At 68.7% G+C, this 25,431-nt stretch carries 22 protein-coding genes and 1 riboswitch; of the genes, 12 read left to right on the forward strand and 10 right to left on the reverse strand.

All coding sequences use genetic code 11. The features are described from left to right. Window positions 1–795, forward strand: coding sequence for an MBL fold metallo-hydrolase (locus K5L49_RS07600; RefSeq protein ID WP_223691646.1), 795 nt, complete (start codon window positions 1–3; stop codon window positions 793–795). On the opposite strand, the gene K5L49_RS07605 is transcribed toward K5L49_RS07600, so the two are convergent. Next, window positions 790–1,425: a YdcF family protein gene (locus K5L49_RS07605; RefSeq protein WP_223691647.1), complete on the reverse strand. Its 636-nt coding sequence runs from the start codon at window positions 1,423–1,425 to the stop codon at window positions 790–792. The genes K5L49_RS07600 and K5L49_RS07605 overlap by 6 nt on opposite strands. A gap of 138 nt (window positions 1,426–1,563) precedes the next feature. Here K5L49_RS07605 and K5L49_RS07610 point away from each other — a divergent pair, with 138 nt between their 5' ends. Next, on the forward strand, window positions 1,564–2,073 hold the full coding sequence (locus tag K5L49_RS07610) for a gamma carbonic anhydrase family protein (protein WP_223691649.1): 510 nt from the start codon (window positions 1,564–1,566) through the stop codon (window positions 2,071–2,073). Window positions 2,074–2,476: 403 nt separating this feature from the next. Here the strand turns inward: K5L49_RS07610 and K5L49_RS07615 are convergent, their stop codons facing one another. Then, on the reverse strand, window positions 2,477–3,361 hold the full coding sequence (locus tag K5L49_RS07615; protein WP_223691651.1) for a bifunctional methylenetetrahydrofolate dehydrogenase/methenyltetrahydrofolate cyclohydrolase: 885 nt from the start codon (window positions 3,359–3,361) through the stop codon (window positions 2,477–2,479). 94 nt (window positions 3,362–3,455) lie between these two features. After that, entirely contained in the window at window positions 3,456–4,781 is a 1,326-nt protein-coding gene (gene glyA / locus K5L49_RS07620) for a serine hydroxymethyltransferase (RefSeq protein WP_223691653.1), read from the reverse strand. A gap of 36 nt (window positions 4,782–4,817) precedes the next feature. Next, window positions 4,818–4,916, reverse strand: a riboswitch (ZMP/ZTP riboswitch). A 136-nt stretch (window positions 4,917–5,052) separates the two neighbouring features. On the opposite strand from glyA, the gene K5L49_RS07625 reads away from it, so the two are divergent. Next, window positions 5,053–6,585 (forward strand): beta-N-acetylhexosaminidase, encoded by a 1,533-nt coding sequence (locus tag K5L49_RS07625; RefSeq protein WP_223691655.1) that lies wholly within the window; start codon window positions 5,053–5,055, stop codon window positions 6,583–6,585. Between the two features lie 19 nt (window positions 6,586–6,604). On the opposite strand, the gene K5L49_RS07630 is transcribed toward K5L49_RS07625, so the two are convergent. The 4 genes from K5L49_RS07630 to K5L49_RS07645 form a co-directional block, all read right to left on the reverse strand. Further along, window positions 6,605–7,867, reverse strand: a complete 1,263-nt coding sequence (locus K5L49_RS07630; RefSeq protein ID WP_223691656.1) for a hypothetical protein — start codon at window positions 7,865–7,867, stop codon at window positions 6,605–6,607. 169 nt (window positions 7,868–8,036) lie between these two features. Further along, window positions 8,037–8,933, reverse strand: a complete 897-nt coding sequence (locus K5L49_RS07635) for a carbohydrate ABC transporter permease (RefSeq protein ID WP_223691664.1) — start codon at window positions 8,931–8,933, stop codon at window positions 8,037–8,039. Then, a complete protein-coding gene (locus K5L49_RS07640; protein WP_223691666.1) occupies window positions 8,930–9,889 on the reverse strand; it encodes a carbohydrate ABC transporter permease in 960 nt (319 codons plus the stop codon). The genes K5L49_RS07635 and K5L49_RS07640 overlap by 4 nt, the downstream gene beginning before the upstream one ends. A gap of 10 nt (window positions 9,890–9,899) precedes the next feature. Continuing rightward, window positions 9,900–11,141, reverse strand: a complete 1,242-nt coding sequence (locus tag K5L49_RS07645) for an extracellular solute-binding protein (protein WP_223691674.1) — start codon at window positions 11,139–11,141, stop codon at window positions 9,900–9,902. 339 nt (window positions 11,142–11,480) lie between these two features. On the opposite strand from K5L49_RS07645, the gene K5L49_RS07650 reads away from it, so the two are divergent. From K5L49_RS07650 to nagA, 6 genes are read left to right on the forward strand one after another with little or no spacing between them, the layout of a single operon-like run. Further along, complete coding sequence (locus K5L49_RS07650; RefSeq protein WP_223695262.1) at window positions 11,481–12,377, forward strand: SIS domain-containing protein; 897 nt, start codon at window positions 11,481–11,483, stop codon at window positions 12,375–12,377. After that, window positions 12,374–13,351: an ROK family protein gene (locus K5L49_RS07655; RefSeq protein ID WP_223691676.1), complete on the forward strand. Its 978-nt coding sequence runs from the start codon at window positions 12,374–12,376 to the stop codon at window positions 13,349–13,351. Before K5L49_RS07650 ends, K5L49_RS07655 begins: the two co-directional genes overlap by 4 nt. Next, complete coding sequence (locus tag K5L49_RS07660; RefSeq protein ID WP_223691678.1) at window positions 13,348–14,283, forward strand: 1-phosphofructokinase family hexose kinase; 936 nt, start codon at window positions 13,348–13,350, stop codon at window positions 14,281–14,283. Before K5L49_RS07655 ends, K5L49_RS07660 begins: the two co-directional genes overlap by 4 nt. After that, window positions 14,283–15,149: a class II fructose-bisphosphate aldolase gene (locus tag K5L49_RS07665; protein ID WP_223691680.1), complete on the forward strand. Its 867-nt coding sequence runs from the start codon at window positions 14,283–14,285 to the stop codon at window positions 15,147–15,149. Before K5L49_RS07660 ends, K5L49_RS07665 begins: the two co-directional genes overlap by 1 nt. Window positions 15,150–15,189: 40 nt before the next feature. Then, window positions 15,190–15,975: a DeoR/GlpR family DNA-binding transcription regulator gene (locus K5L49_RS07670; protein ID WP_223691682.1), complete on the forward strand. Its 786-nt coding sequence runs from the start codon at window positions 15,190–15,192 to the stop codon at window positions 15,973–15,975. Next, entirely contained in the window at window positions 15,972–17,147 is a 1,176-nt protein-coding gene (gene nagA / locus K5L49_RS07675) for an N-acetylglucosamine-6-phosphate deacetylase (RefSeq protein ID WP_223691684.1), read from the forward strand. Before K5L49_RS07670 ends, nagA begins: the two co-directional genes overlap by 4 nt. Window positions 17,148–17,225: 78 nt before the next feature. On the opposite strand, the gene K5L49_RS07680 is transcribed toward nagA, so the two are convergent. Beyond that, window positions 17,226–17,897, reverse strand: coding sequence for a phosphoribosylanthranilate isomerase (locus K5L49_RS07680; protein ID WP_223691686.1), 672 nt, complete (start codon window positions 17,895–17,897; stop codon window positions 17,226–17,228). Between the two features lie 36 nt (window positions 17,898–17,933). Between K5L49_RS07680 and K5L49_RS07685 the strand changes: the two genes are divergently transcribed. Together K5L49_RS07685 and K5L49_RS07690 are read left to right on the forward strand one after the other, a co-directional pair. Further along, window positions 17,934–19,121, forward strand: a complete 1,188-nt coding sequence (locus K5L49_RS07685; RefSeq protein ID WP_223691688.1) for a low temperature requirement protein A — start codon at window positions 17,934–17,936, stop codon at window positions 19,119–19,121. A gap of 299 nt (window positions 19,122–19,420) precedes the next feature. Beyond that, complete coding sequence (locus K5L49_RS07690) at window positions 19,421–21,553, forward strand: sigma-70 family RNA polymerase sigma factor (protein ID WP_223691689.1); 2,133 nt, start codon at window positions 19,421–19,423, stop codon at window positions 21,551–21,553. 18 nt (window positions 21,554–21,571) lie between these two features. Here the strand turns inward: K5L49_RS07690 and K5L49_RS07695 are convergent, their stop codons facing one another. Then, complete coding sequence (locus tag K5L49_RS07695) at window positions 21,572–22,792, reverse strand: MFS transporter (protein ID WP_223691691.1); 1,221 nt, start codon at window positions 22,790–22,792, stop codon at window positions 21,572–21,574. Window positions 22,793–22,947: 155 nt separating this feature from the next. Continuing rightward, window positions 22,948–24,423, reverse strand: a complete 1,476-nt coding sequence (locus K5L49_RS07700; protein ID WP_223691694.1) for a purine-cytosine permease family protein — start codon at window positions 24,421–24,423, stop codon at window positions 22,948–22,950. An 89-nt stretch (window positions 24,424–24,512) separates the two neighbouring features. Between K5L49_RS07700 and purU the strand changes: the two genes are divergently transcribed. Continuing rightward, entirely contained in the window at window positions 24,513–25,394 is an 882-nt protein-coding gene (gene purU, locus K5L49_RS07705) for a formyltetrahydrofolate deformylase (protein WP_223691695.1), read from the forward strand. The last annotated feature ends 37 nt before the right edge of the window (window positions 25,395–25,431 follow it).

A 25,431-nucleotide genomic window follows, 5' to 3' on the forward strand; every position in this document is an offset into this window, starting at 1 on the left:
ATGACCGCTGCCGAAGTCACCTGGTTGAACGACGACACCGTACAGCTCCGCCAACCGAAGACCTCGCATTGGGAGGCGCCGTTCCTGTTCCTGCTGTTCGGACGCAACCGGGCAATCCTCCTCGACTCCGGCGCCACCGCCGACGAGGCGGTCTTCCCGCTGCGGAGCACGGTCGAGAAGCTGATCCAAACCTGGCTGCGACGGAATCCCGCCCGGTTCATCCGGCCGTATCCTCTCGTGGTCGCGCACACGCACGCCCACGGCGACCACATCGCGGGCGATCCGCTGCTCGCCGACCGGCCCGGCACCACCCTCGTCGGTGTGACCCCCGCCGAAGTCATCTCGTTCTTCGGCTTCCCCACCTGGCCGGATGCGGTGGTCGAGTTCGACCTCGGCGACCGTGTGCTCGATGTGATCGGCGCCCCCGGCCACGAGTCGTCGGCCGTCGTCTTCTTCGACCGCGCCACCGGCATCCTGTTCACCGGTGACACCGTCTGCCCCGGCAACCTGTACGTGCGCGACCGGTCCCCGTTCGTGGCCACGATCGACCGACTCATCCGGTTTCGGGATGCGCCTCCCGCCCCCGTGCGCACTGTTCTCGGCGCACACATCGAGATGTCCACCGAACCGGGCGTCGATTACCCATCTGGAACGGTCGACCAACCGAACGAGGCACCACTGGCCCTCCCGCCGAGCATCCTCGACGACATCCGCAAAGCGCTCCGTAAGCCGGGCAAGCGCGTCGTGCGCGACCGATTCATCGTGGTGGACGAGGCCCGGGCCGAAGCGTCATGATCGCGCCCGCGTGATCGCGCGAACCCACTCGTAACCGAGGAGCAGCGGTTTCACCGGCCAATTCTCCCCCGCACGATAGTCGTCGGCTCTGCTCAGCCGGGCCGCGAGCTCGGGGGACTGTTCCATCAGGTATCGCCGCGCCCGCAAAGCGTGGAACGTATTCGACGCGATCGTGATCGACGGCGCCGACTCCAGAAGCGGGATCGAGAAGAGAATGTTCTCCCAGGTCGAACGCGCCCGCTCCTCCAACACGATTCGCTCCCTCGGAACGCCGAGCTCGACGGCGTACTGTGCCATCACCGCGGCCTCGGACCGGCCGCCGCGGGTCGCCGCGCCGCTGAAAACGAATCGGGCGGTTTCAGGGTCTGCCGACCGCACCGCGATACGGGTGCGCCATCGCTGCATCGCGTTCGAGCGACCGGTCGCCGCAGAACGGTACCCGAGCACGAGCACCACCTCACCGGGCTCCCGGCGGCCGGGGTCGAGGCGTCCGACCGGCAACGCCCGACTCGACGCACGCCAGGTGCACACCTCTGCACCCGCGACGATGGTGAATGCGACTGCCACACCGACCATCACGAGAACGCGCCCGATCGACCGTCCGGTGCCCTTGTCCGCTCGCCTCGCCATCCCCCATTCCAACACGCTCCGCCCCTTCCCCACGCAATCCCGACGGACGACCCGCTCACCCACGCCGGAAGGTCGGTCGCTACGGATTCCTCAGCGGCGTGTCGCAGGGAACGTCCTGCGGGTGCCTAGGCTGGCGGGATGAGCATCCTGAGCCTCGCCGACGGCAGCACCCCCAGCCTCTCCGAAACCGCCTGGGTCGCCCCAGGCGCCATCCTGGTCGGCCGCGTGCGGCTGCTCGACCACGCGAGCGTCTGGTACAACGCTGTGCTGCGCGCCGAGGCGGAGGAGATCGTGATCGGCGAGCGCAGCAACATCCAAGACAATGTCTCCTGTCATGTCGACAGCGGGTTCCCGCTCACCCTCGGCGCTGATGTCTCTGTCGGCCACAACGCGGTGTTGCACGGCTGCACCATCGAAGACGGAGTGCTCGTCGGCATGAACGCCACCGTGCTGAACGGCGCGGTCATCGGCGCCGGCTCGCTGCTCGCCGCCGGCACCGTCGTTCTGGAGGGCGCGATCGTGCCGCCGGGCTCCCTCGTCGCCGGCGTGCCCGGCAAGGTGCGCCGCGAGCTCACCGAGGAGGAGCGCGCCGGAATCATCGCCAATGCCGCCGCCTACCTGACCCACACCGCCGAGCACCGCGCCTGATCGGCGAGCCCGTCAGCGGCCACCTCGGCCACCTCGGCCACCTCGGCCACCTCGGCCACCTCGGCCACCTCGGCCACCTCGGCCACCCTGTTCTCAGGTGTTCGCCGCCGGCAGCTGCCGCAGCCACCTGAATACAGGACGGGTCGGCCGGTCGGAGTCGCGAACGCCTGAAAACAGGACGGGTCGGCCGGTCGGAGTCGCGAACGCCTGAAAACAGGACGGACCGGCCGGTCGGAGACGCGAACGCCTGAAAACAGGACGGACCGGCCGGTCGGAGACGCGAACGCCTGAAAACAGGACGGGCCGGCCGGTCGGAGACGCGAACGCCTGAAAACAGGACGGGCCGGCCGGTCGGAGACGCGAACGCCTGAAAACAGGACCGCGCAGGCCGATGTGGGGAACGCTAGTCGGCCAAGGCCCGTTCTGCGGACTCGACCACGTTCTGCAGCAGAAGCGCCCTGGTCATCGGTCCGACACCGCCGGGGTTCGGCGAGATCCAGGATGCGACCTCGGCCACATCCTCGGCCACATCGCCCGCGACCCGGCTCTTGCCGGTGACGGGGTCTTCGATGCGGCTCACGCCGACGTCGAGCACGACCGCGCCTGGTTTCACGTTCGCCGCCGTCACCAGACCGGCAACGCCGGCGGCGGCCACGATCACATCGGCGCGGCGCAGGTGCGCATCCAGGTCGACGGTTCCCGTGTGGGTGAGCGTGACCGTCGCGTTGATCTCGCGGCGGGTCAGCAGCGAGCCGATCGCCCTGCCCACGGTGACCCCGCGACCGATCACGACCACGTCCTTGCCCGACAGCTCGATGCCGTGCCGCAGCATCAGGTCGATCACGCCACGCGGGGTGCACGGCAGCGGGGTGGTGATCGGACGGTTGACGTTCAGCACCAGCCGGCCGAGGTTCGTCGGATGCAGGCCGTCCGCATCCTTGCCCGGGTCGACGAGCTCCAGGATGGCGTCGGTGTCGATGTGGGGCGGCAGCGGCAGCTGCACGATGAAGCCGGTGCAGTCAGGGTCGCCGTTCAGCTCTTCGACGACAGCTTCCAGTTCTGCCTGCGAGGTGTCTGACGGCAGGTCGCGCCGGATGGAGGAGATCCCCACCTCGGCGCAGTCGCGGTGCTTGCCGGCGACATACCATTGCGATCCAGGGTCGTCCCCGACCAGGATCGTTCCCAGTCCCGGGACCACGCCACGCTCCCGCAGCGCACTCACGCGCTCCGTGAGCTCGGCCTTGATCTCGGCCGCGGTCTTCTTCCCATCCAGAATCTGTGCGTTCATCACACTCTCCAAAGGTCAAGCGATCGAGTCCAGGGTTCCGCGCGGAAAACCGTCGCGGATCCGCGCGAAACTCTGGACTCGATGACGGATCGGATCAGATCGAGGAGGGCAGCTCGACCGGGAAGGCGTCCTGACCGGACGGGGTCAGGCCAGGGTAGAGCGGGAAGGCGGCCGTCAGCGCACCGACTCGGGCTCGCAGCGCCGGCAGATCGGCGCCCGGCTTCAGCGCCGCCGCGATGACCTCGGCGACCTCGGTGAACTCCACGTCGCCGAAGCCACGGGTGGCCAGCGCCGGCGTTCCGATGCGCAGACCGGAGGTGACCATCGGCGGACGCGGGTCGAACGGCACGGCGTTGCGATTGACGGTGATACCGACCTCGTGCAGCGCATCCTCGGCCTGCTGGCCGTCGAGCGGCGAGTTGCGCAGGTCGGCGAGCACCAGGTGCACATCGGTGCCCCCGGTGAGCACATCGACGCCGCCGGCCTTCGAGTCTTCGGCGGTGAGGCGGGCCGCCAGGATCTGCGCACCGCGGATGGTTCGCTCCTGCCGGTCACGGAACTCATCGGTCGCGGCCAGTTTGAACGCCGTCGCCTTCGCGGCGATCACGTGCATCAGCGGGCCGCCCTGCTGGCCCGGGAACACGTTCGAGTTGAGCTTCTTCGCCAGCTCCATGTCGCGCGCGACGATGAACCCCGAGCGGGGCCCGCCGATCGTCTTGTGCACGGTCGAGCTCACGACATCGGCGAAGGGGACGGGAGAGGGATGCAGTCCCGCCGCCACGAGACCGGCGAAGTGCGCCATGTCCACCCAGAGCTTCGCGCCGACCTCGTCGGCGATGGCGCGGAACGCGGCGAAGTCGAGGTGCCGCGGGTAGGCCGACCAGCCCGCGATGATGACCTGCGGCTTGTGTTCGAGGGCTTTGTCGCGCACCACGTTCATGTCGACGAGGAAGGTCTCCGGGTCGACACCATACGAAACAGCGTTGTAGAGCTTGCCCGAAAAGTTCAGCTTCATGCCGTGGGTGAGGTGGCCGCCGTGAGCGAGTTCCAGTCCCAGGATGGTGTCGCCCGGCGTCGCGATCGCCGACAGAACGGCAGCGTTCGCGCTGGCGCCCGAGTGCGGCTGCACATTGGCGTACTCGGCGCCGAACAGGCTCTTCGCCCGGTCGATCGCGAGCTGCTCGGCGATGTCGACATACTCGCAGCCGCCGTAGTACCGACGGCCGGGGTAGCCCTCGGCGTACTTGTTGGTGAGCACCGAGCCCACGGATTCGAGCACCGCGCGCGGCACGAAGTTCTCGGAGGCGATCATCTCGAGGTAGTCGCGCTGGCGGCCGAGTTCGAGTTGGAGGACCTCGGCGATCTCCGGGTCGACCTCGGAGAGGGGCGCGGTGAAGCTGGAGGGAAGTGCGTCAGTCAAAACTGGCTCCTTAGGACAGGGAGGGGGACAGAAATCCGTATCGACCCAGGCGCGCGGCCGATTCCGCCCCCGCTGATCAAAGGCATGTGTCGCTTCCCAATGGTGACCATTTGAGCGCCAGTCGCGACGCCGCCAAGCATAGCAAAACCCGCTCGGAGGTCGAGACCTTGCCGATTCGTTAGGACCCCTGCAATACTCGCTGGTGGCCGTCCCGCGGGCGGGCAGCGTCGGCCGCCACCCCCAAAGCTCTTACCCAGCAGAAGGAGAACGCGTGTCCGCGAACCAGCGAGTGTCCGTGATTCCGCAGCCGGTGTCGGCCGAAACGCGTGACGGCGCCCCGTTCACACTGGCGCCGACCGCCCGCATCAGCGTCGCCGGTCCGGGCGCCGCCGAGGTCGCCGGCCTGCTCATGGCCGAGCTCGCCTCGGACTGCCGCCGCGACCTCACGGTCGTGCACGAGCCGCCGGTCTACGGCGACATCGCGATCGTCATCGCCGAAGACGAGGTCGCCGAGGAGCACCGTGCCGAGGGGTACAGTCTCACCGTCACGGCCGAGGGTGTCCGCATCGGCGCCGCCACCGCGGCCGGGGCGTTCTGGGGCGTGCAGACCCTGCGGCAGCTCGTGCCGGTGGAGTGCGCGACGGATCCGCTGACGATCGCGCCGCTGAGCATCCGCGACCACCCCCGTTTCGGCTACCGCGGGGCGATGCTCGATGTCGCCCGCCACTTCTTCGGCCCGGATGCGGTCAAACGGTTCATCGACGCCATCGTGCTGGTCAAGGTCAATCACCTGCACCTGCACCTCACAGACGACCAGGGCTGGCGTATCGAGATCGAGAGCTGGCCGAACCTGACCGCGCACGGCGGGTCGACCGGCAGCGACGGCAGTCCCGGCGGGTTCTTCACCCAGAGCGAGTTCCGCGACCTGGTCGCGTATGCCGCCGAGCGGCATGTGACGATCGTTCCCGAGCTCGATATGCCGGGCCACACCAATGCCGCGCTCGCCTCCTACCCGGAATTGAATCCGTCGGGTGTCGCTCCGGAGCTGTACACGGGTTCGAAGGTCGGCTTCAGCACTCTGCAGACCGGTGACCCGACCACCGACCGTTTCCTCGCCGATGTGATCGGTGAGGTGGCAGCCCTCACTCCCGGTCCCTACCTGCACATCGGCGGCGACGAATGCCTGAGCACCTCCTCCGAGGATTTCCTCGGCTTCATCGCCCACGCTTCCGCCCTGGTGGCCTCTCAGGGCAAGACGGCCGTCGGGTGGCATGAAATGGGTAAGAGTGAGAACCTGCCGAGCGGTACCGTCGGCCAGTACTGGGACTTCCTGACCCCGCGCGGCTCGTCCGGCGATGAGACGCTCTCCTTCGTGAGGCAGGGCGGCGCCGTGATCATGTCCCCGGCCGATGTGTCGTATCTCGACATCGTCTACGAAGACGGGGACCGTCTCGGCCAGGATTGGGCTGACGGCCCGACCGAGCTCCGTTCGGCCTTCGTATGGGATCCGGCGCGCATCGTTGCCGGTCTGGGCGACTCCCACCTCCTCGGTGTCGAGGCGCCGCTGTGGACCGAGACGATGGCGACGGTCGAGGATGTCGAAGAGATGGTCTTCCCCCGTCTCGCCGCGGTCGCCGAGGTCGCGTGGTCAGTGGCGCCGGCCGACACCGAGGCGGTCGAATCCGCCCGTGATTTCGCCGATTTCGCCGACCGTCTCGCTGCGCTCGGCGAGCATTGGGCCGCCGCGGGCATCGCGTTCCGCCGGGTGCCCGGGGTGCCGTGGCGAGACACGGTCTCGGCCTGACGGGCCCGCTCCCGCAGGCTCAGGGGTAGCCGAGGTACCAGAGCAGCACCAATGCCACCGGCTGCAGGGCGATGCCGACGATGAGCACGATCATCCGCGCACGCCGATTGTGGGTGAGCGCGGGGGCGCCGGCGAGCGGCGCCAGAGGCATCAGCAGTCGGAAGAGGCTCTGCTGCGGGAGGAACACGGCGAACAGGTAGAGGCCGTAGCTCGCCGAGAAGGCCACCACTTCGAGCCCGAGCACCCGGACCGATGGGCGGCTGAGCAACCAGCTGAAACCGAAGATGGCGGCGACGACCAGCAGCACACCGAGCACGTTCGCGTACTTCCAGGTGAAGAGGAACCACGGCGTCAACGGGATGAAGGACACCCGGCCGATGAAGCCCGTCCACCACGAGAGCTCCGTCTGCAGATACGCGTCGGGGAAGCCGGTGACGGCGGAGGCGATCAGCGGCCAGACCAGTCCGGCCGCAGCGGTCACCGCCCCGGTCACGACGATCGCGACCTTCTGGCGCAGCGGGAACGGTTCGACCGCTGCCACGGCATCCGGCCCCGCCTGCGCCGCGCGCCGCTGCTGCACGATCCGCACGAGGAAGATGACACCCAGTGCCAGCGGCAGCGCGAGCTCCCCCGGTTTGGTGAATGCGGCAGCGACCCCGAGTGGCAGCGCCCACCAGTAGCTGCGCGCCATGATGGCCCAGAGTGCGGCGAACATCAGGAAGAAGAACAGACTCTCGGCATATGCGATCTGCAACACGAATGAGAGAGGGCCGAAGCTGAAGAGCACGGCCGCCCACAGTCCGCTCGTGGCGCCGACCCGCGAGGCGACGAGCCGGTAGAGCACGAGCGTGGCAGCGGCGCCGAACAGGGTCGCCACGATGACCCCGGCCGGGTAGAACCCGAGCCCGCTGACAGCCATCACTCCGCGCGCGATCCACGGGAAAAGTGGGAGGAACGCCCAGGCGTTCTGCACGACGTTGCCGGCGTCGTCGGTGGGGATGGTGGTCGGGTACCCCTGCTCGGCGATCCGCCGGTAGTACGACGCATCCCACGATCCGGAGAACGTGAAGAAGGTGGGGTCGGCGCGTGAACTCGCGAACGGCCAGTGCTCGGCGGTCGCGACGAGGAACAGGGTGAGCATCAGCGCGGTGGTCAGCACCCGCGACGACGCATAGACGACGAGGACGACGACCCACCATCGGGCGTCCCGTCCGGCCACCCGGATGCGCAACGGCGACGACGCCCCGCCGGCAAGTTCGCCGAGTCGTTCCCTCACACTCATGATCCTCAGTCTGCCCACTCCGGTCTGCGTGTACGTCGGAAGCCCGGAACCGATGGTACGCCGAGTCGGCAGCCGTCGCGCACGAGCCACGGCACCGCGGAGACCTGGGCTCGCTACGGCTCGCAGGCGACCGCATCGCGCCACACGCGCGGTCGCCTGCGAACCGGTCCTATTTGACGCTGCCCTGCGTGAGACCGCCCACGAGACGCTTCTCGATGAGCATGAACAGCACCACGACGGGGATGATCGCCACGATCGACACCGCGAACACGTACTGCCAGGCCGCGTCGTATTGCCCCACGAACTTCGTGAGGGCCACCGAGAGCGGCTGGTTCGCGTCCGTCGACAGGATCACCAGGCTCGCCGCGAACTCGTTCCACGACGCCACGAAGGTGTAGATGATCGCGGTGACGATTCCCGGCCACACCAGGGGCAGCTGCACGCGGAACAGCACCGACCATTTGCCTGCACCGTCGAGCTGGGCTGCCTCGTCGACCTCCTTCGGCACGCCGGCGAAGAAGTTGTGCATGATCCAGATCGCGAACGCGAGGTTGAACGCCGCATTGATGAGGATCATCGCCAGCCAGGTGTCATTCAGGCCGAGCGCCACCATCTCTTTGAAGAGGCCCGTGGCGAGCACGGTCGGCTGCAGCATCTGCGTGACGATCACGAGGAAGAGGAACACCCCGCGCCCCGGAAACCGGAACCGGGCCGTGTAGTAGGCGGCCGGAACGCAGACGACGAGCACAAGGGCCGTCGCGAACACCGAGATCACGATCGTGGAGATGAGGTTCTCAGGCAGCGGCGTCTCCGGCGTCGACCACATCGTGATGTAGTTCTCCGGATGCCAACTGGTCGGCAGATAGGTGGGCGGCACGGCGAGGATGTTGTTGCGGCTCTTCAGCGAGCCGACCAGCATGATCAGGTACGGCGCCACGAAGATGAGCGCGATCACCAGACCGGCGACCATCCGCCCGACGATTCGACCCGAGAAGCGGTTGCCGGCCGATCTGCGGGGGCGCGGCGGCCGCACGGGTGCGGCGAGGGTGGTGGCCGGCGCGGTCACGAGACCTCCTTCATCGGCTTGACGATCCAGAGGTAGAGCGCGACGACCACCAGCACGATCAGGAAGTTGATCACGCTGAGGGCGCTGGAGAGGTCGATGCGCTGCTCCCCCTGCAAGAGTTTGAACACGTAGGTGGTGGTCGTGTCCGCCTTGTAGCCGGGGATCGAGCCGGTCATCAATTTGAGGATCGGCAACGAGTTGAACACATTGATGATGTTGATCAGGCTGGCCAGTGCGACCGCGTTCCGCAGGTTGGGGAGGGTGACACCGAAGTAGGTGCGCACCGATCCAGCCCCGTCCATCTTCGCCGCCTCGAGCATGTCACCCGGGATGCCGGCGAGCCCGGCGAGTAGCGTATAGGTGGTGAAAGGCAGCGACACGAACACGGCGATCGCGATCGAGGAGAGGAAGGCGGGGAGCGGCTCCTTGGTGAACCCGAACGGTTCCGCGAGGATGTGCACATCCACCAGGAACTTGTTGATGATGCCGTAGAACGGGTCGAGGCCGTAGACGAACACGGTCGTCGTCATCACCACACTGGCCGCCCACGGGATGAGGATCGCCATGCGCACCCACTGCCGGCCGGGGAAGTTCTTGTTGAGGAACTGTGCAAGCGCCAGCGAGATCACGACCGTCAGAATCACGACCGCGACCACCCAGGCCAGCGTGTTCAGCAGGATGCCCGGCAGCTCCGGCCGGGAGAGCACGGTGATGTAGTTGTCCAGGCCGGCCGGCCCCTGGTCCACACCCACCTGCGAGATGTGCCGCGTGGAGTTGAAGATCATGTAGCCGGCGGGGAACAGCACGACGCCGAAGATCAGGATGAGGGCGGGCAGCGTCCACGGAACGGCACGCCAGAGGTCGCCGGCCCCCGAACTCGATCGCCGGGGTGGCGCCCCGCGACGGGGGCGGCCGCTGGCCGCCCCCGTCCGGGTGTTTTCGATGGTCTGACTCATGCCGGCGCGGCTACTTGCCGTCGGCTTTCGCCTGGATCGCCTTCAGCAGGGCGGACGGGTCTGCGCCCTGGCCCAGCTGACCGATCTGGCTCTGGATGGCACCCTGCGCCGCCGCCCAGTTCGGGTTCGTCGACGGGTAGAACTTCGCGTTCGGCAGCAGGTCGAGGAACGGTTTGATCGTCGCATCCGTTCCCATCTCCTCAGCGCCCGACTTGGTAGTGGGCAGGAAGCCTTCGGCTCCGACCCACTTGGTGTAGACCGCGGGAGTGTAGAAGTAGTCGAGGAACTTCTTGATCGAGTCGGTCTTGTCGGTCTTGTTCTTGAACGCCATCAGGTGGTCGGCGACACCCAGGGTGAACGCCGAACCGTCTTTGGTGGGGATCGGCGCGATGCCGTAGTTGAGGTTCGGGTTGCTCTTCTTGATCTGGCCGACGATCGGCGGCAGGCCGATCTGCATGCCGACCTGCCCCTGGATGAAGACGTTCATCAGCGGAGTGCGGTTCGTCGAGCCCGGGTTCTGCTCCGTGACGCCCGCCTTGATCAGCTTCTGCATCTCGGTGGCGCCGGTCACGTTCTCGGGGCTGTCGATGGTGAGGGTCTTCGCGTCGCCGTATCCCCCGCCGGCGCCGTAGAACCAGATCGCGGTCTCGGCCTGCGCCTCTTCGGCACCGAGCGGCATGCCGTAGCCGACGGTTCCGGAGTTCTTCAGCTTGGTAGCGTCGGCTTCCAGCTCGTCCCAGGTCTTGGGCGGTTCGCTGATTCCCGCCTTGGCGAAGAGGTCTTTGTTGTAGAACAGTGCACGGGCCGAGGCGATGAACGGCAGACCGTACTGGGTTCCGTCGATACTGGCGTTCTTGGCGAACGCAGGCTGGAAGTCGGCGAGGGTCTTCGCGTCGACGATGTCTTTGGCCGGGTAGAGCAGGTTGTCCGCCTCGAATCCGGCGAAGGCGTCGATGTTGAGGATGTCCGGCTGCTTGTTCGCCTGGATCTTCGTCTTGATGACGTTGTTGATGTCGGTCCACGCTTCGACATCGAGGTTCACCTTGATGTCGGTGTTCTTCGCCTCGAAGTCCTTGATGATCTGCTGCCACTCCGCCTTGGTGTTGTCGGAGTAGCTCGCCACCATCAGGTTGAGCGTCTTCGCGTCGCCGGACGAGCTGTTGGAGCCGCCCCCGAATCCACAGGACGCGAGTGTCATGGTGGCGGCCGACGCGATCGCGATCGCCGCCCCCCATCGCAGAGACTTCTTCATTGACTTCCTCACTCTCGATTGGAACGGACCGTCGCCGATAGAGGAGCATTCTGCGCGACAGTGCGTCTTGAATGATGCTTTGTGACTTATTAGTTGCAATAGCCGTCACTTGCATTCATCTGATGCTCGAATCATTGCGCGATCCCTCGCCTCGGTCAAGCAGGGAGGCCAACATCGTTACATGGCGTTTACACAGGCCGCTCAGAGAACCCGGCAATCCGAATTGAGCGATTGAAGATGATCACTAGACAGCACTATCGCTCATAAGTGATCATTGAAGTACCACCCTTAGAAACAGGAGACGAATCAGTGACGGAACGATCCACGCTGGGCGCACACATGGAAGCCGAGCTGAGCTCGCAGCCCGAGACCTGGGCTCGCGCCGCCGAACTGCGCGACGAGCAGAAACTGCTCCCCTCCGCCGGCGAGCGCGTCGCCATCGTCGGCTGCGGAACCTCGTGGTTCATGGCGCAGTCCTACGCCGCGCTCCGCGAGAGCGCCGGACTCGGCGTCACCGACGCGTTCGCCGCCTCGGAGGCGCCGACGGGATCGTCGATCTTCGCCGGGCGCGAGTACGACGCCGTCGTCGCCATCACCCGCTCGGGCACCACGACCGAGGTCCTCGAACTGCTCGACCTGGTGCGCGCATCCGGTGCCAAGACCCGCACGATCGGCATCGTCGGCGACCCGCAGACACCCCTCGTCGACCTCGTCGACGAGGTGGTGAAGCTGCCCTTCGCCGATGAGCAGTCGGTGGTTCAGACCCGTTTCGCCACCACCGCGCTCGCCTTCCTCCGCGCCTCCCTCGGCGAGAACCTCGATGCCGCCATCGCCGACGCAGCGGCCGCTGTCTCCGAGGAGCTCGACGACGCCCTACTCGGCGCCGACCAGTACACGTTCCTCGGCGCCAACTGGACTGTCGGACTGGCCCACGAGGCCGCGCTCAAGATGCGCGAGGCCTCCCAGTCGTGGACCGAGTCCTACCCGGCCAAGGAGTACCGCCACGGCCCCATCGCGATCGCCGCCCCTGGGCGCGTGACCTGGATGTTCGGGCACGCTCCGCAGGGGCTGGCCGACGATGTCGCCGCGACCGGCGCTCACTTCGAGAACAGCCAGCTGGACGGACTCGCCGATCTCATCCGGGCGCAGCGGGTGTCGCTCGCACGGGCCCGCCGCTTCGAACTCGACCCGGACAGCCCCCGCAACCTCACGCGATCTGTCATTCTGGCCTCGTGAAACCTCTGTCGTCCTCTTCTGCCGGCGCCGATCTCGGCGCCGGCGGCGCTGTACTCGCCTTCGATGTGGGCGGCACCGATATGAAAGCCGCTCTGGTAGACGGCGCCGGTGCGATCCGTGCGCTCGAGCGTCGGCACACGCCGCACGACGGCGAACACACCGCCGAAGCCGTGGTGGCCGCGGTCGCCGAGCTGTCCGCCAGGTTCCGTGCCGAGCATCCTGAGATCGAACCGCGCGCGCTCGGTCTGCTCGTCCCTGGCCACGTGGACGACGTCGCCGGTGTCGGGATCTTCTCCGAGAATCTCGATTGGCACGACTTCCCTTTCCGCGATCGCGTGGAGGAGGCCGTCGGTCTGCCGGTCTCGTTCAGCCACGACGTGCGCGGCGCGGGCGAGGCCGAACACCGGCTCGGCGCGGCCGCACCGTACGACGACGTCGTGGTCATGGCCATCGGCACGGGAATCGCCGGCGCGATCTTCGTCGACGGAAAGCTGTATGCCGGCGGCGGTATGGCCGGCGAGATGGGCCATTCGCGGGTGGCCGACGGCCCCGACTGCGCCTGCGGCGGCCGTGGCTGCCTCGAGGCGGTCGCCTCGGCCGCCGCCATCGCCCGCCGCTATACGGCCGCCTCTGGCCGGGCCGCCTCCGGCGCTAAAGAGGTGCTCGAACGAGCGCGAGCCGGCGACCAGGATGCGATCGAGGTCTGGGAGAGCGCACTCGACGCGCTCGCCCTCGGGCTCTCGCACACTGTCGCCCTGCTCGCCCCCCAGGCGATCGTGCTCGGCGGCGGCCTGGCGCAGGCCGGCCCCGCCCTGTTCGAGCCCCTGACCGCGCGACTCGACGCGCTCCTCACCTTCCACCGCCGTCCTCAGCTCCTCCCGGCCAGCATCGGCGAAGACGCGGGCGTGATCGGTGCCGCCTTGCGTGCGCGTGACCTTCTCGCCACCCGCACGCCCCTGGAGGCCGGCGCGTGATCCTCACCGTCACCCCCAACCCGGCGATCGACGTCACCTACCGGGTGTCCGCCCTCGACATCGGCGAATCCCACCGGGTCTCTCCGGCCACGCGCGCCGGGGGCAAGGGGATCAATGTCGCCCGCGTCATCGCCCAGACCGGCGGGCATGCGTTCGCGCTGACCACCGCCGGGGGCGCTGCGGGTCTCCGACTCGCCGACGACCTGCAGGCGAGCGGGCTTCCGCATGAGCTGATCCCGGTCGCGGCGCCGACCCGCAGCAGCGTCGCGATCGTCGACGGCGCGAGCGGGCTCACCACGATCTTCAACGAGACCGGCGACCCCCTGAGCGAGAAAGAGTGGACGGCGTTCGACGACGCCGTTGACAGGCTCGCCGTCGCCGCCACCTGTCTCGTCGGCTCGGGAAGCCTCCCGCCCGGTGCGCCCATCGACTTCTACGCGCGGCTCGTGCGCGTCGCCTCCACCTGCGGCATCCCGAGCATCGTGGATGCCACCGGCCCGGGTCTGCTGCTCGCGGCCGAAGCGGGCGCCGACGTTCTCAAGCCGAACCGCAGGGAGCTGGCCGAAAGCACCGGCGAAGACGACCCGATCGTCGGCGCGGCCCGCCTGCTCGAGCGGGGCGCCGGGCTCGTCCTCGTCTCCCTGGGCGAACAGGGGATGCTCGCTGTTCCAGCCTCGAACCCGTCTCGAGCTCTGCGCGCCGCGCTCCCCCAGCCGCTGCACGGCAACGCCACAGGCGCCGGAGACGCCGGTGTCGCCGCCGTCGCCGCTTGTCTGGCAGCCGGCATCACCGACCCCGCGACGCTTCTCAGCCGTGCCACCGCCTGGTCGGCGGCGGCCGTTCTCGCGCCACTCGCCGGCGAACTCGACCCGTCGTATGCCGACCTCGAAACCCGACTCGAACTCACCCCATACCCCCAGAAAGCCGACTGATGCCGCTCGTCTCCACCGCCGACCTCCTGCACGCCGCCGCCGCCCGACGCACGGGGATCGGCGCGTTCAACGTCATCCACCTCGAAACGGCCGAAGCACTCGTGGCCGCAGCGGAGGATGCCAGGCTGCCGGTCATCCTGCAGATCTCGCAGAACTGCGTCTCGTACCACGGCGGCCTGGAGCCGATCGCCCGCGCCACGCTCGCCGTGGCGGCCGGATCGCAGGCGAACGTCGCGGTGCACCTCGACCACGCCGAAGACGAGCAGCTCACCCGACAGGCCATCGACCTCGGTTTCGGCTCGGTGATGTACGACGGCGCCAAGCTCGACTATGAGCGGAACGTGGAGGCGACCATCCGCGTGGTGGAGTACGCCCACGCGAACGACGTCCTCGTGGAAGCCGAGCTCGGCGAGATCGGCGGAAAGGACGGCGCTCACGCCCCCGGCGTGCGCACCGACCCCGGCGAAGCACGCCGCTTCGTCGACGAGACCGGCGTCGACGCCCTCGCTGTCGCCGTCGGCAGCTCCCACGCGATGACGGAGCGCACCGCCACGCTCGACCTGGACCTCATCGAGCGTCTGCACGCGGCTGTTCCCGTTCCCCTCGTGTTGCACGGCTCATCCGGGGCCTCAGATGAGACGATCGTCTCGGCGATCCGTTCCGGCATCACCAAGGTCAACGTCTCCACCCACCTGAATGGCTTCTTCACCGACGCCGTCCGCCGCTTTCTGAGCGCGAACCCCGAGGTGGTCGACTCGCGCAAATATCTGCGCGAAGGGCGTTCCGCGGTGGCAGCCGAAGCGGCCCGTCTCCTCACGCTGTTCGCTGTGACGGAATCGGCCACACCCGGGAGGGCACACACGTGATCGAAGCATCAGCGTTGACGACGCGGCTGCGAGCCCGTCGATGAACAGGGCCGAGCGGTTGAACGCGGTGCTCGACCTCCTCGCCGAGTCGGGTCAGGTCGAGGTGGAGGACATCGTCGTCAAGCTCGACGTCTCGGCCGCCACCGCCCGCCGCGACCTCGACGCCCTCGCCTCCCAGCAGCTGCTCACCCGCACTCGCGGCGGCGCGGTCGGCCAGTCGGTGGCCTACGACCTCCCCATCCGCTATAAGCGCGAGCAGCACGCCCCCGAGAAGCTGCGCATCGCCCAGGCGGCCAGCGCGCTCGTTCCGCGCGGCTCCGTCGTCGGCCTGTGCGGTGGCACCACGAGCACCGCCGTCGCGACGGTGCTCGGGTCGCGACCCGATCTGATGGAGCCGTCGCCGCATCCGAATCTCACCGTCGTCACCAATGCGATCAACATCGCGGCCCAGCTGGTGATGCGACCGCAGATCAAGACGGTCGTCACCGGCGGAGTGGTCCACGCCCGCTCCTACGAGCTCGTCGGCCCCTACAGCGATGTCGTGCTGGAGAAGATCACGATGGATATCGCCTTCATCGGCGTCAACGGCATCGACGCCGTCGTCGGCGCCACGGTGCACGACGAGGGCGAGGCGAGCGTCAACTCGCTCATGGCGCGGCGGGCCACCCGGGCGATCGTCGTCGCCGACTCCAGCAAGATCGGCCGCAAGGCCTTCGCCACCCTCGGCGGGCCCAAGATCCTCACCACCCTGATCACCGACAGCGGTATCACCGCCGAGCAGCGGGCCGAGTTCGCCGATCACGGCATCGAGGTGATCGTCGCATGACGGGCGCCACCATCGTGCACTCCGCCCGGTTGGTCGCCGACGGGCGCCTCCACCCCGATGGCTGGCTGCGGTTCCAGGCCGGCACGACCACCGACGTCGGTTCCGGCGGCGGCTGGCGCTCCGCCATCGCCGACGACCCCTCCGTGTCGGTCGTCGACGCCAACGGCGCCTGGCTCACCCCCGGGTTCATCGACATCCACGTGCACGGCGGAGGCGGGGCGGCCTTCGATGACGGCGCCGACAGCATCCGGACGGCCCTCGACCTCCACCAGCAGCACGGCACGACCCGGGTCGTCGTCTCGCTCGTCACCGCGCCGGTGGATGCGCTCGCCGAGCGTGTCTCGGCCGTCGCGTCGCTGACAGCGACAGACCCGCGCGTTCTGGGCTCGCACTTGGAGGGCCCCTTCCTCGACATCGCCCACAAGGGCGCCCACGACCCGGCCCTGCTCCACTCCGCCTCCACCGCCGACATCGAGCGTCTGCTCGAAGCCGCCCACGGCACTCTGCGCCAGATCACGCTCGCCCCCGAACTCCCCGGGGGGCTGGATGCGGTCCGCGCGTTCAGTTCCGCCGGCGTCGCGGTCGCGGTCGGGCACACCGGCGCGGACTACCGCCAGACGCGGGACGCCTTCGAGGCGGGCGCGAGCATCCTGACGCATGCCTTCAACGGTATGGACGGCATCCACCACCGCGCGCCCGGCCCCGTGGCCGCCGCTACGCGCACGCCGGGGGTGACCATCGAGATCATCAACGACGGTGTCCACGTGCACCCCGAGGTGGTGCGGATGACGTTCGCCTCCGCCCCGGGACGCGTCGCTCTGATCACCGACGCGATGGCCGCCGCCGGCGCCCGCGACGGCGACTACATCCTCGGCTCGCTCGCCGTCGCCGTGCGCGACGGTGTCGCACGCCTCGTCGAGGGCGGATCGATCGCCGGCTCGACGCTCACCCTCGACAGTGCCCTGCGACGCGCCGTGACCGAGGTGGGCATCCCTGTGGAGGATGCGGTGCGAGCCCTCAGCGAAACCCCTGCGCGGGCGATCGGGCGCGGGCACGACCTCGGGCGGCTCGCCCCCGGATACGCCGCCGATGTGCTCTTGCTCGACGACGACTTCCACGTCATCCGCTCCTGGACGGACGGCGTTCCCCTGCCCGCGCCCCTGCCCCGCTAGCAGCCACCCGGACCCCTCCTGTTTTCAGGATGCAGCGGCGAGCGACGACCGCTCAGCCCTGAATTCAGGCTTGCTTGGTCACCGTCGCGGCGATTCACCTGAAAACAGGGGTGCCTCGGTTGAAAACAGGGGTGCCTCGGTTTCGCCCTGCTGCGCGGCGTGGACGAACTCCCTGACCAAGGTCACGGATTTCACCCCCGGCGAGCTCTCGACCCCGCTCGACACGTCGACGCCCCAGGGCCGCAGGGTTCGGATGCGCTCGGCGACATTCCCCGGCGTCAGTCCGCCCGCCAGCACCCAGTCCCGGCTCGGCGGCCGCTCGACGAGCCCGCCGCCGTCGAAAAGCCGCCCCGCGCCCGGTTCGGGGGCGTCGAGCAGCAGGTGGTCCGCCGGGTGGGGAGCCACCTCGCGCTCCGGCGCATAGTCGCGAGCCGCCATCGCCCGGATGGTCGGCCACCCCCGCTCACGGAGCTCCCGATGATCGGCGGCCGGCTCGGCGCCGTGAAGCTGCACCACGGCGACGCCGGACAGCTCGGCGAGCGCGACGACCTCCGCCAGCGGCTGGTTGCGGAAGACGCCGACCGTGAGCACGCCGCGCTCCCGGGCGTGCGCGACGAGAGGCGCCGCGTCGACCGCGGGAACGGTGCGCACGCTGCCCGGCGCGAAGACGAAACCGACCGCATCCGCACCCGCGCCGACGGCGGCGTCGACCGTCTCCCGATCGCGCAGACCGCACACCTTCACCCACATGTCTCCAGGCTAGTGGGGCCCCGCTACGCTGACCGCATGGCATCCGTGGGCTTCGTTCGAGACCTCATCCGACCCGACACCGGGCACGGGGCGCACCGGGTCACCTACGTCGAACTCTTCTTCGATCTCGTGTTCGTCTTCGCGATCACGCAGCTCTCGCACATCCTGCTGCACCAGCAGACCGGCCTCGACCTCCTGCACACTGTCATGCTCGCCGCGGCCGTCTGGTGGGTGTGGGTGTTCACCACATGGGCGGCCAACTGGCTCAACCCCGAGACCGGGTGGGTGCGCGGGCTGCTCATCGTGCTGATGCTGCTCGGGATGTTGCTCTCCAGCGCCATCCCCGAAGCGTTCGGCGACAAGGCCGCGCTGTTCGCCTTCTCTCTGGTGCTCATGCAGCTGACCCGGAGCGTCTTCACCTTCCTCGCCTTCGCGCGCGACCACCCCGAGCACGCGGTCAATTTCATCCGCATCACCGTGTGGCACGTGCTGCCGGGTGTGTTCTGGATCGCCGGCGCCCTCGCACCGGAACAGGCCAGGCTCTGGCTCTGGCTGGTGGCGCTGCTGATCGACTATCTCGGTCCGCGCATCCGGTTCTGGACGCCCGGGCTCGGACCCTCGCCGCTGAGCACCTGGAACGTCTCAGGCGAGCACATGGCCGAGCGGGTCAGTCTCTTCCTCATCATCGTGCTCGGCGAATCCATCATCGTCACGGGCACGGCGTTCGCCGAACATCCCCTCGACGGGGAGCATGTGCTCGCCTTCCTCGCGGCGTTCGCCGGAACAGTGCTGCTCTGGCTGCTCTACTTCAACCACGGCGAGCGCGGCGGCAGCGAGTTCATCTCGAACGCGCCGGAGCGGGGGATGATCGCCCAGACGGCGTACACATACATCCCCTTGCTGATGATCCTCGGCGTCGTGCTGGCGGCGGTGGCCGACGGGCTGATCCTCGAGCATCCGTCGGGCGCGGCCGGTCTCTGGCTCGCCTGGCTCGCCTGCGCAGCTTCGGCCGTGTACCTGCTCGGCAATCTGCTGTTCCGGCGCGCGGTCGGCGGCCGCTGGCTGTACGGCAACCTGGCCGGCATCGTCGTTCTGGTCGGACTCGCAGTGGCGGGGCCGCTGCTGTCGGCGCTGGCCCTGAGCTGGCTCGTGAACGTCGTCCTGTTCGGTGTGGTCGTCGCCGAGGAAGTCGTGTGGCGCAGGGAGGCGGGCCGGGCTGCGTAGCCCGGCCCACCTGTCTCCGCTCCGTCCCCCGCGGATCCCCCACCGGAGCTGACCAGGGTTCGGGTCGATGATCAGCTCACCCCACGGACGGGCCGTCGCCCGGGGGTCGGAACCGGTTCGAAGAACACGGTCACATGGGAAGAGACGCAGGAATCACCGGATCATGACGCGACTTCTCGAAGTTTTTTCCACCGGGGATAACGTGCGAAATATCAGACGTTTTTCAGCAAATCTCGGGCAGAATGGGGCGGTGGTGCGGCCACTCCCGAAGGCTGCCGACTCGCGCTGAAAGGGCTCGTGTGAATCACAATTCCGGGCCCGCTGATCCCGAGCGGTCCGACGCCGAACTCGTCGAGCTCACCCGCGCCGGCGACCGCGAGGCGTTCGCCGAACTCTGGCGACGGCACGCCCGCGCCGGGCTCACGGTCGCGCGTTCCTTCACGAGCACGTTCGACGCCGACGACCTCATCTCCGAGGCGTACGCCAAGATCTACCAGGCGATCGCCGCCGGCAAAGGACCGACGACCGCGTTCCGCGCCTACCTCTTCACCACGATCCGCAACATCGCCTCCTCCTGGGGCCGCGCCCGCCACGAGACCCCGATCGACGACGCGGAGACGATCGAGGATCCGGCGTTCAGCGAGGCGAGCACCATAGCCGCGCTCGACCGTTCCCTCACCGCGACCGCGTTCCGCAGCCTGCCGACCCGCTGGCAGGAGGTGCTCTGGTACTGCGAGGTCGAGGCGATGTCCCCCCAGGATGTCGCCCCGCTGCTCGGGATGAAGGCGAACGCCGTCGCCGCCCTCGCCTACCGGGCGCGCGAAGGACTGCGCCAGGCCTGGATCCAAGCCCACATCGCCGCCACCCCGGCCGACTCCGACTGCCGCTGGACCACCGAACGGTTGGGCGCCTACGCCCGCAAGAGTCTCGGCAAGCGCGACACCGCCAAACTCGAAGACCATCTCGCCTCCTGCGCCAAATGCACGATCGTGGCCGCGGAAGCGCACGAAGTCGGTTCCCGCCTCGCCCTCGTGCTGCTGCCGCTCACAGTCGGCGTCGGCGGGGCTGCCGCCTACGCGGCCTGGACGCAGACGGGCGCGAACTCCGTGAGCTACGCGCTCGGCGCATCCGGGGCCGTCATGCCGGCGAGTGCCACCGGTCACACGGTCGTCGCGACCGGCGCAGCGAGCACGGGCACGGGCACGACCGGAGTGGGATCGGCGACCTCGGCGTCTCACGGCGCGACCGGTTCGGGAAGCGGTTCCTCGACCGCCGGGCTGACCATCACGGGCCTTCTCGTCGCCGCCGCCATCGTCGGCGGCGTCGTCTTCGGCCCTCAGCTGTACCGGCAATTCTTCGAGCCGACCTCCGATGTCGCGACGGCCAGCGGCGACAACGTTCCGGCACCCGAGACACCGCAACAGCCGAAAGCGTCACCCGCCCCGACAGCGACCCCACCGTCGGCGCCACCGGTCCCGACCCTCCCCGTGGTCCCGGTCGTGGCCCCGACCGCGCCGCGAAGCGCACCCACGCCCGCGACCATCCCACCGGTGGCCGCGCCACCCACGACCGCACCGCCCACCACGCCACCGATCGTGCCGCCGGTGACCCCTCCCGCGGCCCCCGCAGTCACATCCCCGGCCGCCGACGCGAACATCACAACGGCCGCCCATTCGCTCGACGCGTCCGGCACCGCCGTCCCAGACGCCACGATCACCGTCACCGCCGTCTCCGGTCGTACCCGCTCCGCACCGATCACGGTCGGCATCACAAAGGCGGATGCGGCCGGGCGCTGGGGGCTCACCCTCGACCTTTCGGCGCTCACCGACGGGCCCTGGACCGTGAGCTTCGTCCAGACGACGGCCGACGGCGCCTCCGCGGCGCAGACGCGCAACCTGACCATCGACCGCTCTGTCGGAGCCCCGGTCATCAGCGCCGTCGACACCGGCTCCGACGCCTCCGCCGACCTGCTGGCGCCGATCGTCAGCGGAACCGCCGCACCCGGCGCCACCGTGCGCATCCTCGACAATGGAACGCTGCAGACCACGGTGACGGCCGACGGCAGCGGGGCGTGGATCACGCCCGAACTGACCGGCGTCTCCCCCGACTACGCCCTCACGGCCGAGCAGACGGATGGGCTCGGCAACGTCTCGCCCGCCAGCGCCGCGACCACCGGCCACATCCAGACCGCAACACTGACCGCCGACGGCGCCACCGGAAAGATCGCGCTCACGGTGCAGGGCCAGCAGAACGCCACCGTGCGGATCTTCGCTGACGGGAACGCCTCCAGCTACACTCTGCCCCTCGGCGCCGATGGCATCGCCAGCAATGTGTACGACTCCGTCATCACCGGCCCCCGGATGATCGGCGTCGCCTACATCGACGGCGCGCGCCGCGGCCTTCTCGTCCAGGTGCCGATCGTCGTAGCCTGAGGCCCGCCTCTCCGGGCGCTACCCCTCGACGGACGCAGGGGACTTCGTCATCCGCCCGATGACGAGCACGAGTACGAGCGCCGCGACAAGCAGCGCGATGTAGAGCATCGGCAGGGCCAGCAGCCCACCGGCCCCGAAGACGAGGGAGCCGACCAGGGCGCCACCGCCGATCCCGACGTTGAACGAGGTCGTGTAGAGCGCACTCGCCGTGTCGCGGAAGGCGGGGGATGCGGTGTGCAGCAGACGGGTCTGCAGCAGGGGCGGCAGGGCGCCGAAGGCGAGCCCCCAGACGATGAAGGCGCCGATCGCGAGTACCGGGATGGCCGCGAACACAGCGAGGGCGGCGACGGAGGCACCGGTGACCACGAGGGCGAGGATCAGCCCCAGCTGCGGCCTCAGACCGAATACCGACCCGGCGATCACCAGCCCGACGGCGCCGGCCACCCCGTAGAGGAAGAGCAGCCCGCTCACATTCGCAGACGGGATACCCATCTCATCGGTGAGGAACGGCACGACGAACGTGTAGAACGTGTAATGGCCGATCATGGTGACCGCGGCCACCAGGCACACCATCACCACGGCGACGACCGTCGCGTCTTTGGGGCGGGCCTCGCCGCGTCGGCGGCGGGGAAGCGCATCCGTCTCGCGTTCCACCGCGGGCAGCACCTTCCACACCACGACCGCGCCGATGAGCATCAGCACAGCGAGGATACCGAAGGCCGCACGCCACCCGAACACATGCCCGGCGAAAGTGCCGAGCGGCACCCCGAAGATGAAGGCGAGCGTTCCGCCGCCGACGGTGATCGAGACGGCACGGCCGATCTGCTCCTTCGGCACGAGGTGGCCAGCGTAGGCACCGACGATCGACCAGAACATGCCGTGCGCGATGCCGCCCAGCACGCGGGAGACCACCACGAAACCGTAGCTGGGGGCGAGGGCCGTGAGCAGGGTGCTGACGGCCAGCACGACGAGGATGCCCACCAGCATCCCGTGCCGGGGCCAATGCTTCGTCCACGCGGTGAGCGGTGTGCTGGTGACCACGACGGTGAAGGCGAACACGGTGACCAGCAGACCGATCTGCGCTTCGCTCACCCCGAGCGACCGGCTCATATCGGGCAGCAGCCCGGTGGGCATCGTCTCGCCGGTGATCGACAGGAACACGGCGGCGGCGAGCGCGAGGAGTCCCGCCCACGGGAAGGGAGGGGTGGAGAGATTTGGCGACGTTGAAGTGGCAGACATGGCGAACTGTCCAACGAACGGCGTTCCCCGGCTGGTCCGATCGTGACCGGAACGGCGGGTCGACTACGCGCCCATGTGCGCGCCCAGGGCCGTGCGGTCACCGCCGGCCGCCAACGAGTTTAGCGGAAGACACGGGCCGGATGCCCGACCGCTCGTCATCCGCGCTCCTCCTGCCGCCGGATGGACGCCCGCCCGAACAGCACTGTTCCCAGGTATCCGATGACGAGCGCGACGAGGACCCCGAGGTTGGCGTACGCCCAGTCGCCCGACCTCCCGCCGAGACCGAACGGCGCGAGCAGGTAGCCCTGCCAGGCCAACCAGCCGGCCGAGGTATTGGTCACGAGACCCCAGCCCAGCGCGGTACCGAGCGCGATGAGGGAGATGGGCAGCCGACGCACGCTGCCGTACCGGCCGCGCCGGTCGTAGAGCTCCTTCTCGGCGTAGTCGCGCCTGCGCAGGCTGATGTCTGCGACGAAGATCCCGCACCAGGCGGCGATCGGAACCCCGAGAGTGATGAGGAACCCTTGGAACGGGCCGAGGAAGTCGCTCGCGAAGAACACGACGAAGATGGCTCCGGCCGTCATGATGACCCCGTCGATCCCGGCCGCGACGTACCGCGGGGCGCGCAGCCCGGCGCTCAGCAGAGCGAGCCCGGAGGAGTAGATGTCGAGCACGGCGCCGCCGACCAGCCCGAGTACAGCGACGATCACGAACGGCACGAGGAACCAGGTGGGCAGCAGCGAGGCGAGCGCACCGATCGGATCGGCGGCGATCGCGGTGCTCAGCTTCGTCGATGAACCGGCCAGCAGCACGCCGAAGACGAAAAGGATGACCGGGGCCAGCGACGAGCCGAACGTGGTCCAGCCGACGACGCCCCGGCTTCGTGTCGAGCGGGGGAGGTAGCGGGAGTAGTCGGCCGCCGCGTTCACCCAGCCGAGACCGAACCCAGTGAGCATGAACACGAATCCGCCGATCACGTGCGGAAGATCGCCAGCCGGAAGGGCGGCGACCGCACCGAGGTCGATGTGACCGAGCACAAGCACGATGTAGACCACGGTGAGCACGCCGGTGACGACGGTGATCACCTTCTGCATCCGCATGATCAGGGTGAAGCCGACGACCCCGCCCGCGATGATCAGCGCGGCCACCACGATGAGGGCGACGATCTTTGTGAGCACACCGCCCTCCCAGCCGAGCCGGGTGAACACGGTGGCGGTCGCCAGCACGGCCAGGGCCGTGAGCACCGTCTCCCAGCCCACCGTGAGCAGCCACGAGAGCACGGATGGAACCCGGTTGCCCTCGACGCCGAACACCGCGCGGCTGAGCACCATCGTCGGCGCCGACCCGCGTTTGCCCGCCAGAGCGATGAAGCCGCAGAGCAGGAACGAGATGACGATGCCGACGACGCCCACGATCGTCGCCTGCCAGAACGAGATGCCGAACCCGAGCAGGAACGAACCATAGCTCAGGCCGAACACCGACACATTCGCCCCGAACCACGGCCAGAAGAGGTCACGGGCACGCCCCGTCCGCTCGCTCTCGTGGATGGTGTTCAGACCGTTCAGCTCCACACCCAACCCGGCGGCCGGCGCGCTGGCACGGTCGGGGCTGTCTTCGTCGACGCTCGTCATGCACCGATCCAACTTCACTGCGCGTCGCGCGTCAATCGGGGCGACGCCGTTCGCCGGCCGCGGGGTGCAACTCCCGCTACCCTGAACGAGTGAACGTCTCCCCCAGCTCGCCCACCGAACCCCAGCCCAACCATTGGGTGCTCACCTTCAGCTGCGCCGACAAACCCGGCATCGTGCACGCCGTGAGCGGCGCGATCGTCTCCGCCCGCGGCAACATCACCGAGAGCCAGCAATTCGCCAGCACCGACACCGGCCGGTTCTTCATGCGGCTGCAGGTGGAGTCCGAGGCGACGCGCGACGAGTTCGAGAGCGCGCTCGCGCCCGTGGTCGAGCAGTTCGGCATGGTGCACAACGTCGACAATGTGGGGCGTCCCCTGCGCACGCTGGTGCTCGCATCCACCGCCGCGCACTGCTTGAACGACCTGCTGTTCCGTCAGCGCGCAGGCCAGCTTCCCATCGAGATTCCGCTGGTGCTCTCCAACCACGGCTCCCTCCGCGACCTCGCCGGGTTCTACGGGGTGCCATTCGAGGCGCTCCCGGTGTCGGATGCGGCCGGCAAGGCGGCATTCGAGGCCCGCGTCCTGGAGGCGGTCGAGCAGTACGACATCGAACTCGTGGTGCTCGCCCGGTACATGCAGATCATCTCCCCGGAGCTCTGCGAGCGCCTCGCCGGCCGGGCCATCAACATCCATCACTCGTTCTTGCCCGGTTTCAAGGGCGCCAACCCGTACCGCCAGGCCCATGCGCGCGGCGTGAAACTGATCGGCGCCACCGCCCACTTCGTCACGAGCGACCTCGACGAGGGCCCGATCATCGAGCAGAACGTGGTGCGGGTCGACCACTCGCGCAGCGTCGCCGAGCTGGTGGCGATCGGTCAGGACGAGGAGAGCCGCACGCTGACGCAGGCGGTCAAATGGTTCGCGGAGGACAGGGTCCTGTTGGACGGGGCGCGAACGATCATCTTCCGGTGACGCCGGGCCTGCGTCGGCCGGTCGCCTTTAGACTGGT

It is taken from the genome of Leifsonia poae (assembly GCF_020009625.1).
GTDB classification, from domain to species: Bacteria; Actinomycetota; Actinomycetes; order Actinomycetales; family Microbacteriaceae; genus Leifsonia; species Leifsonia poae_A.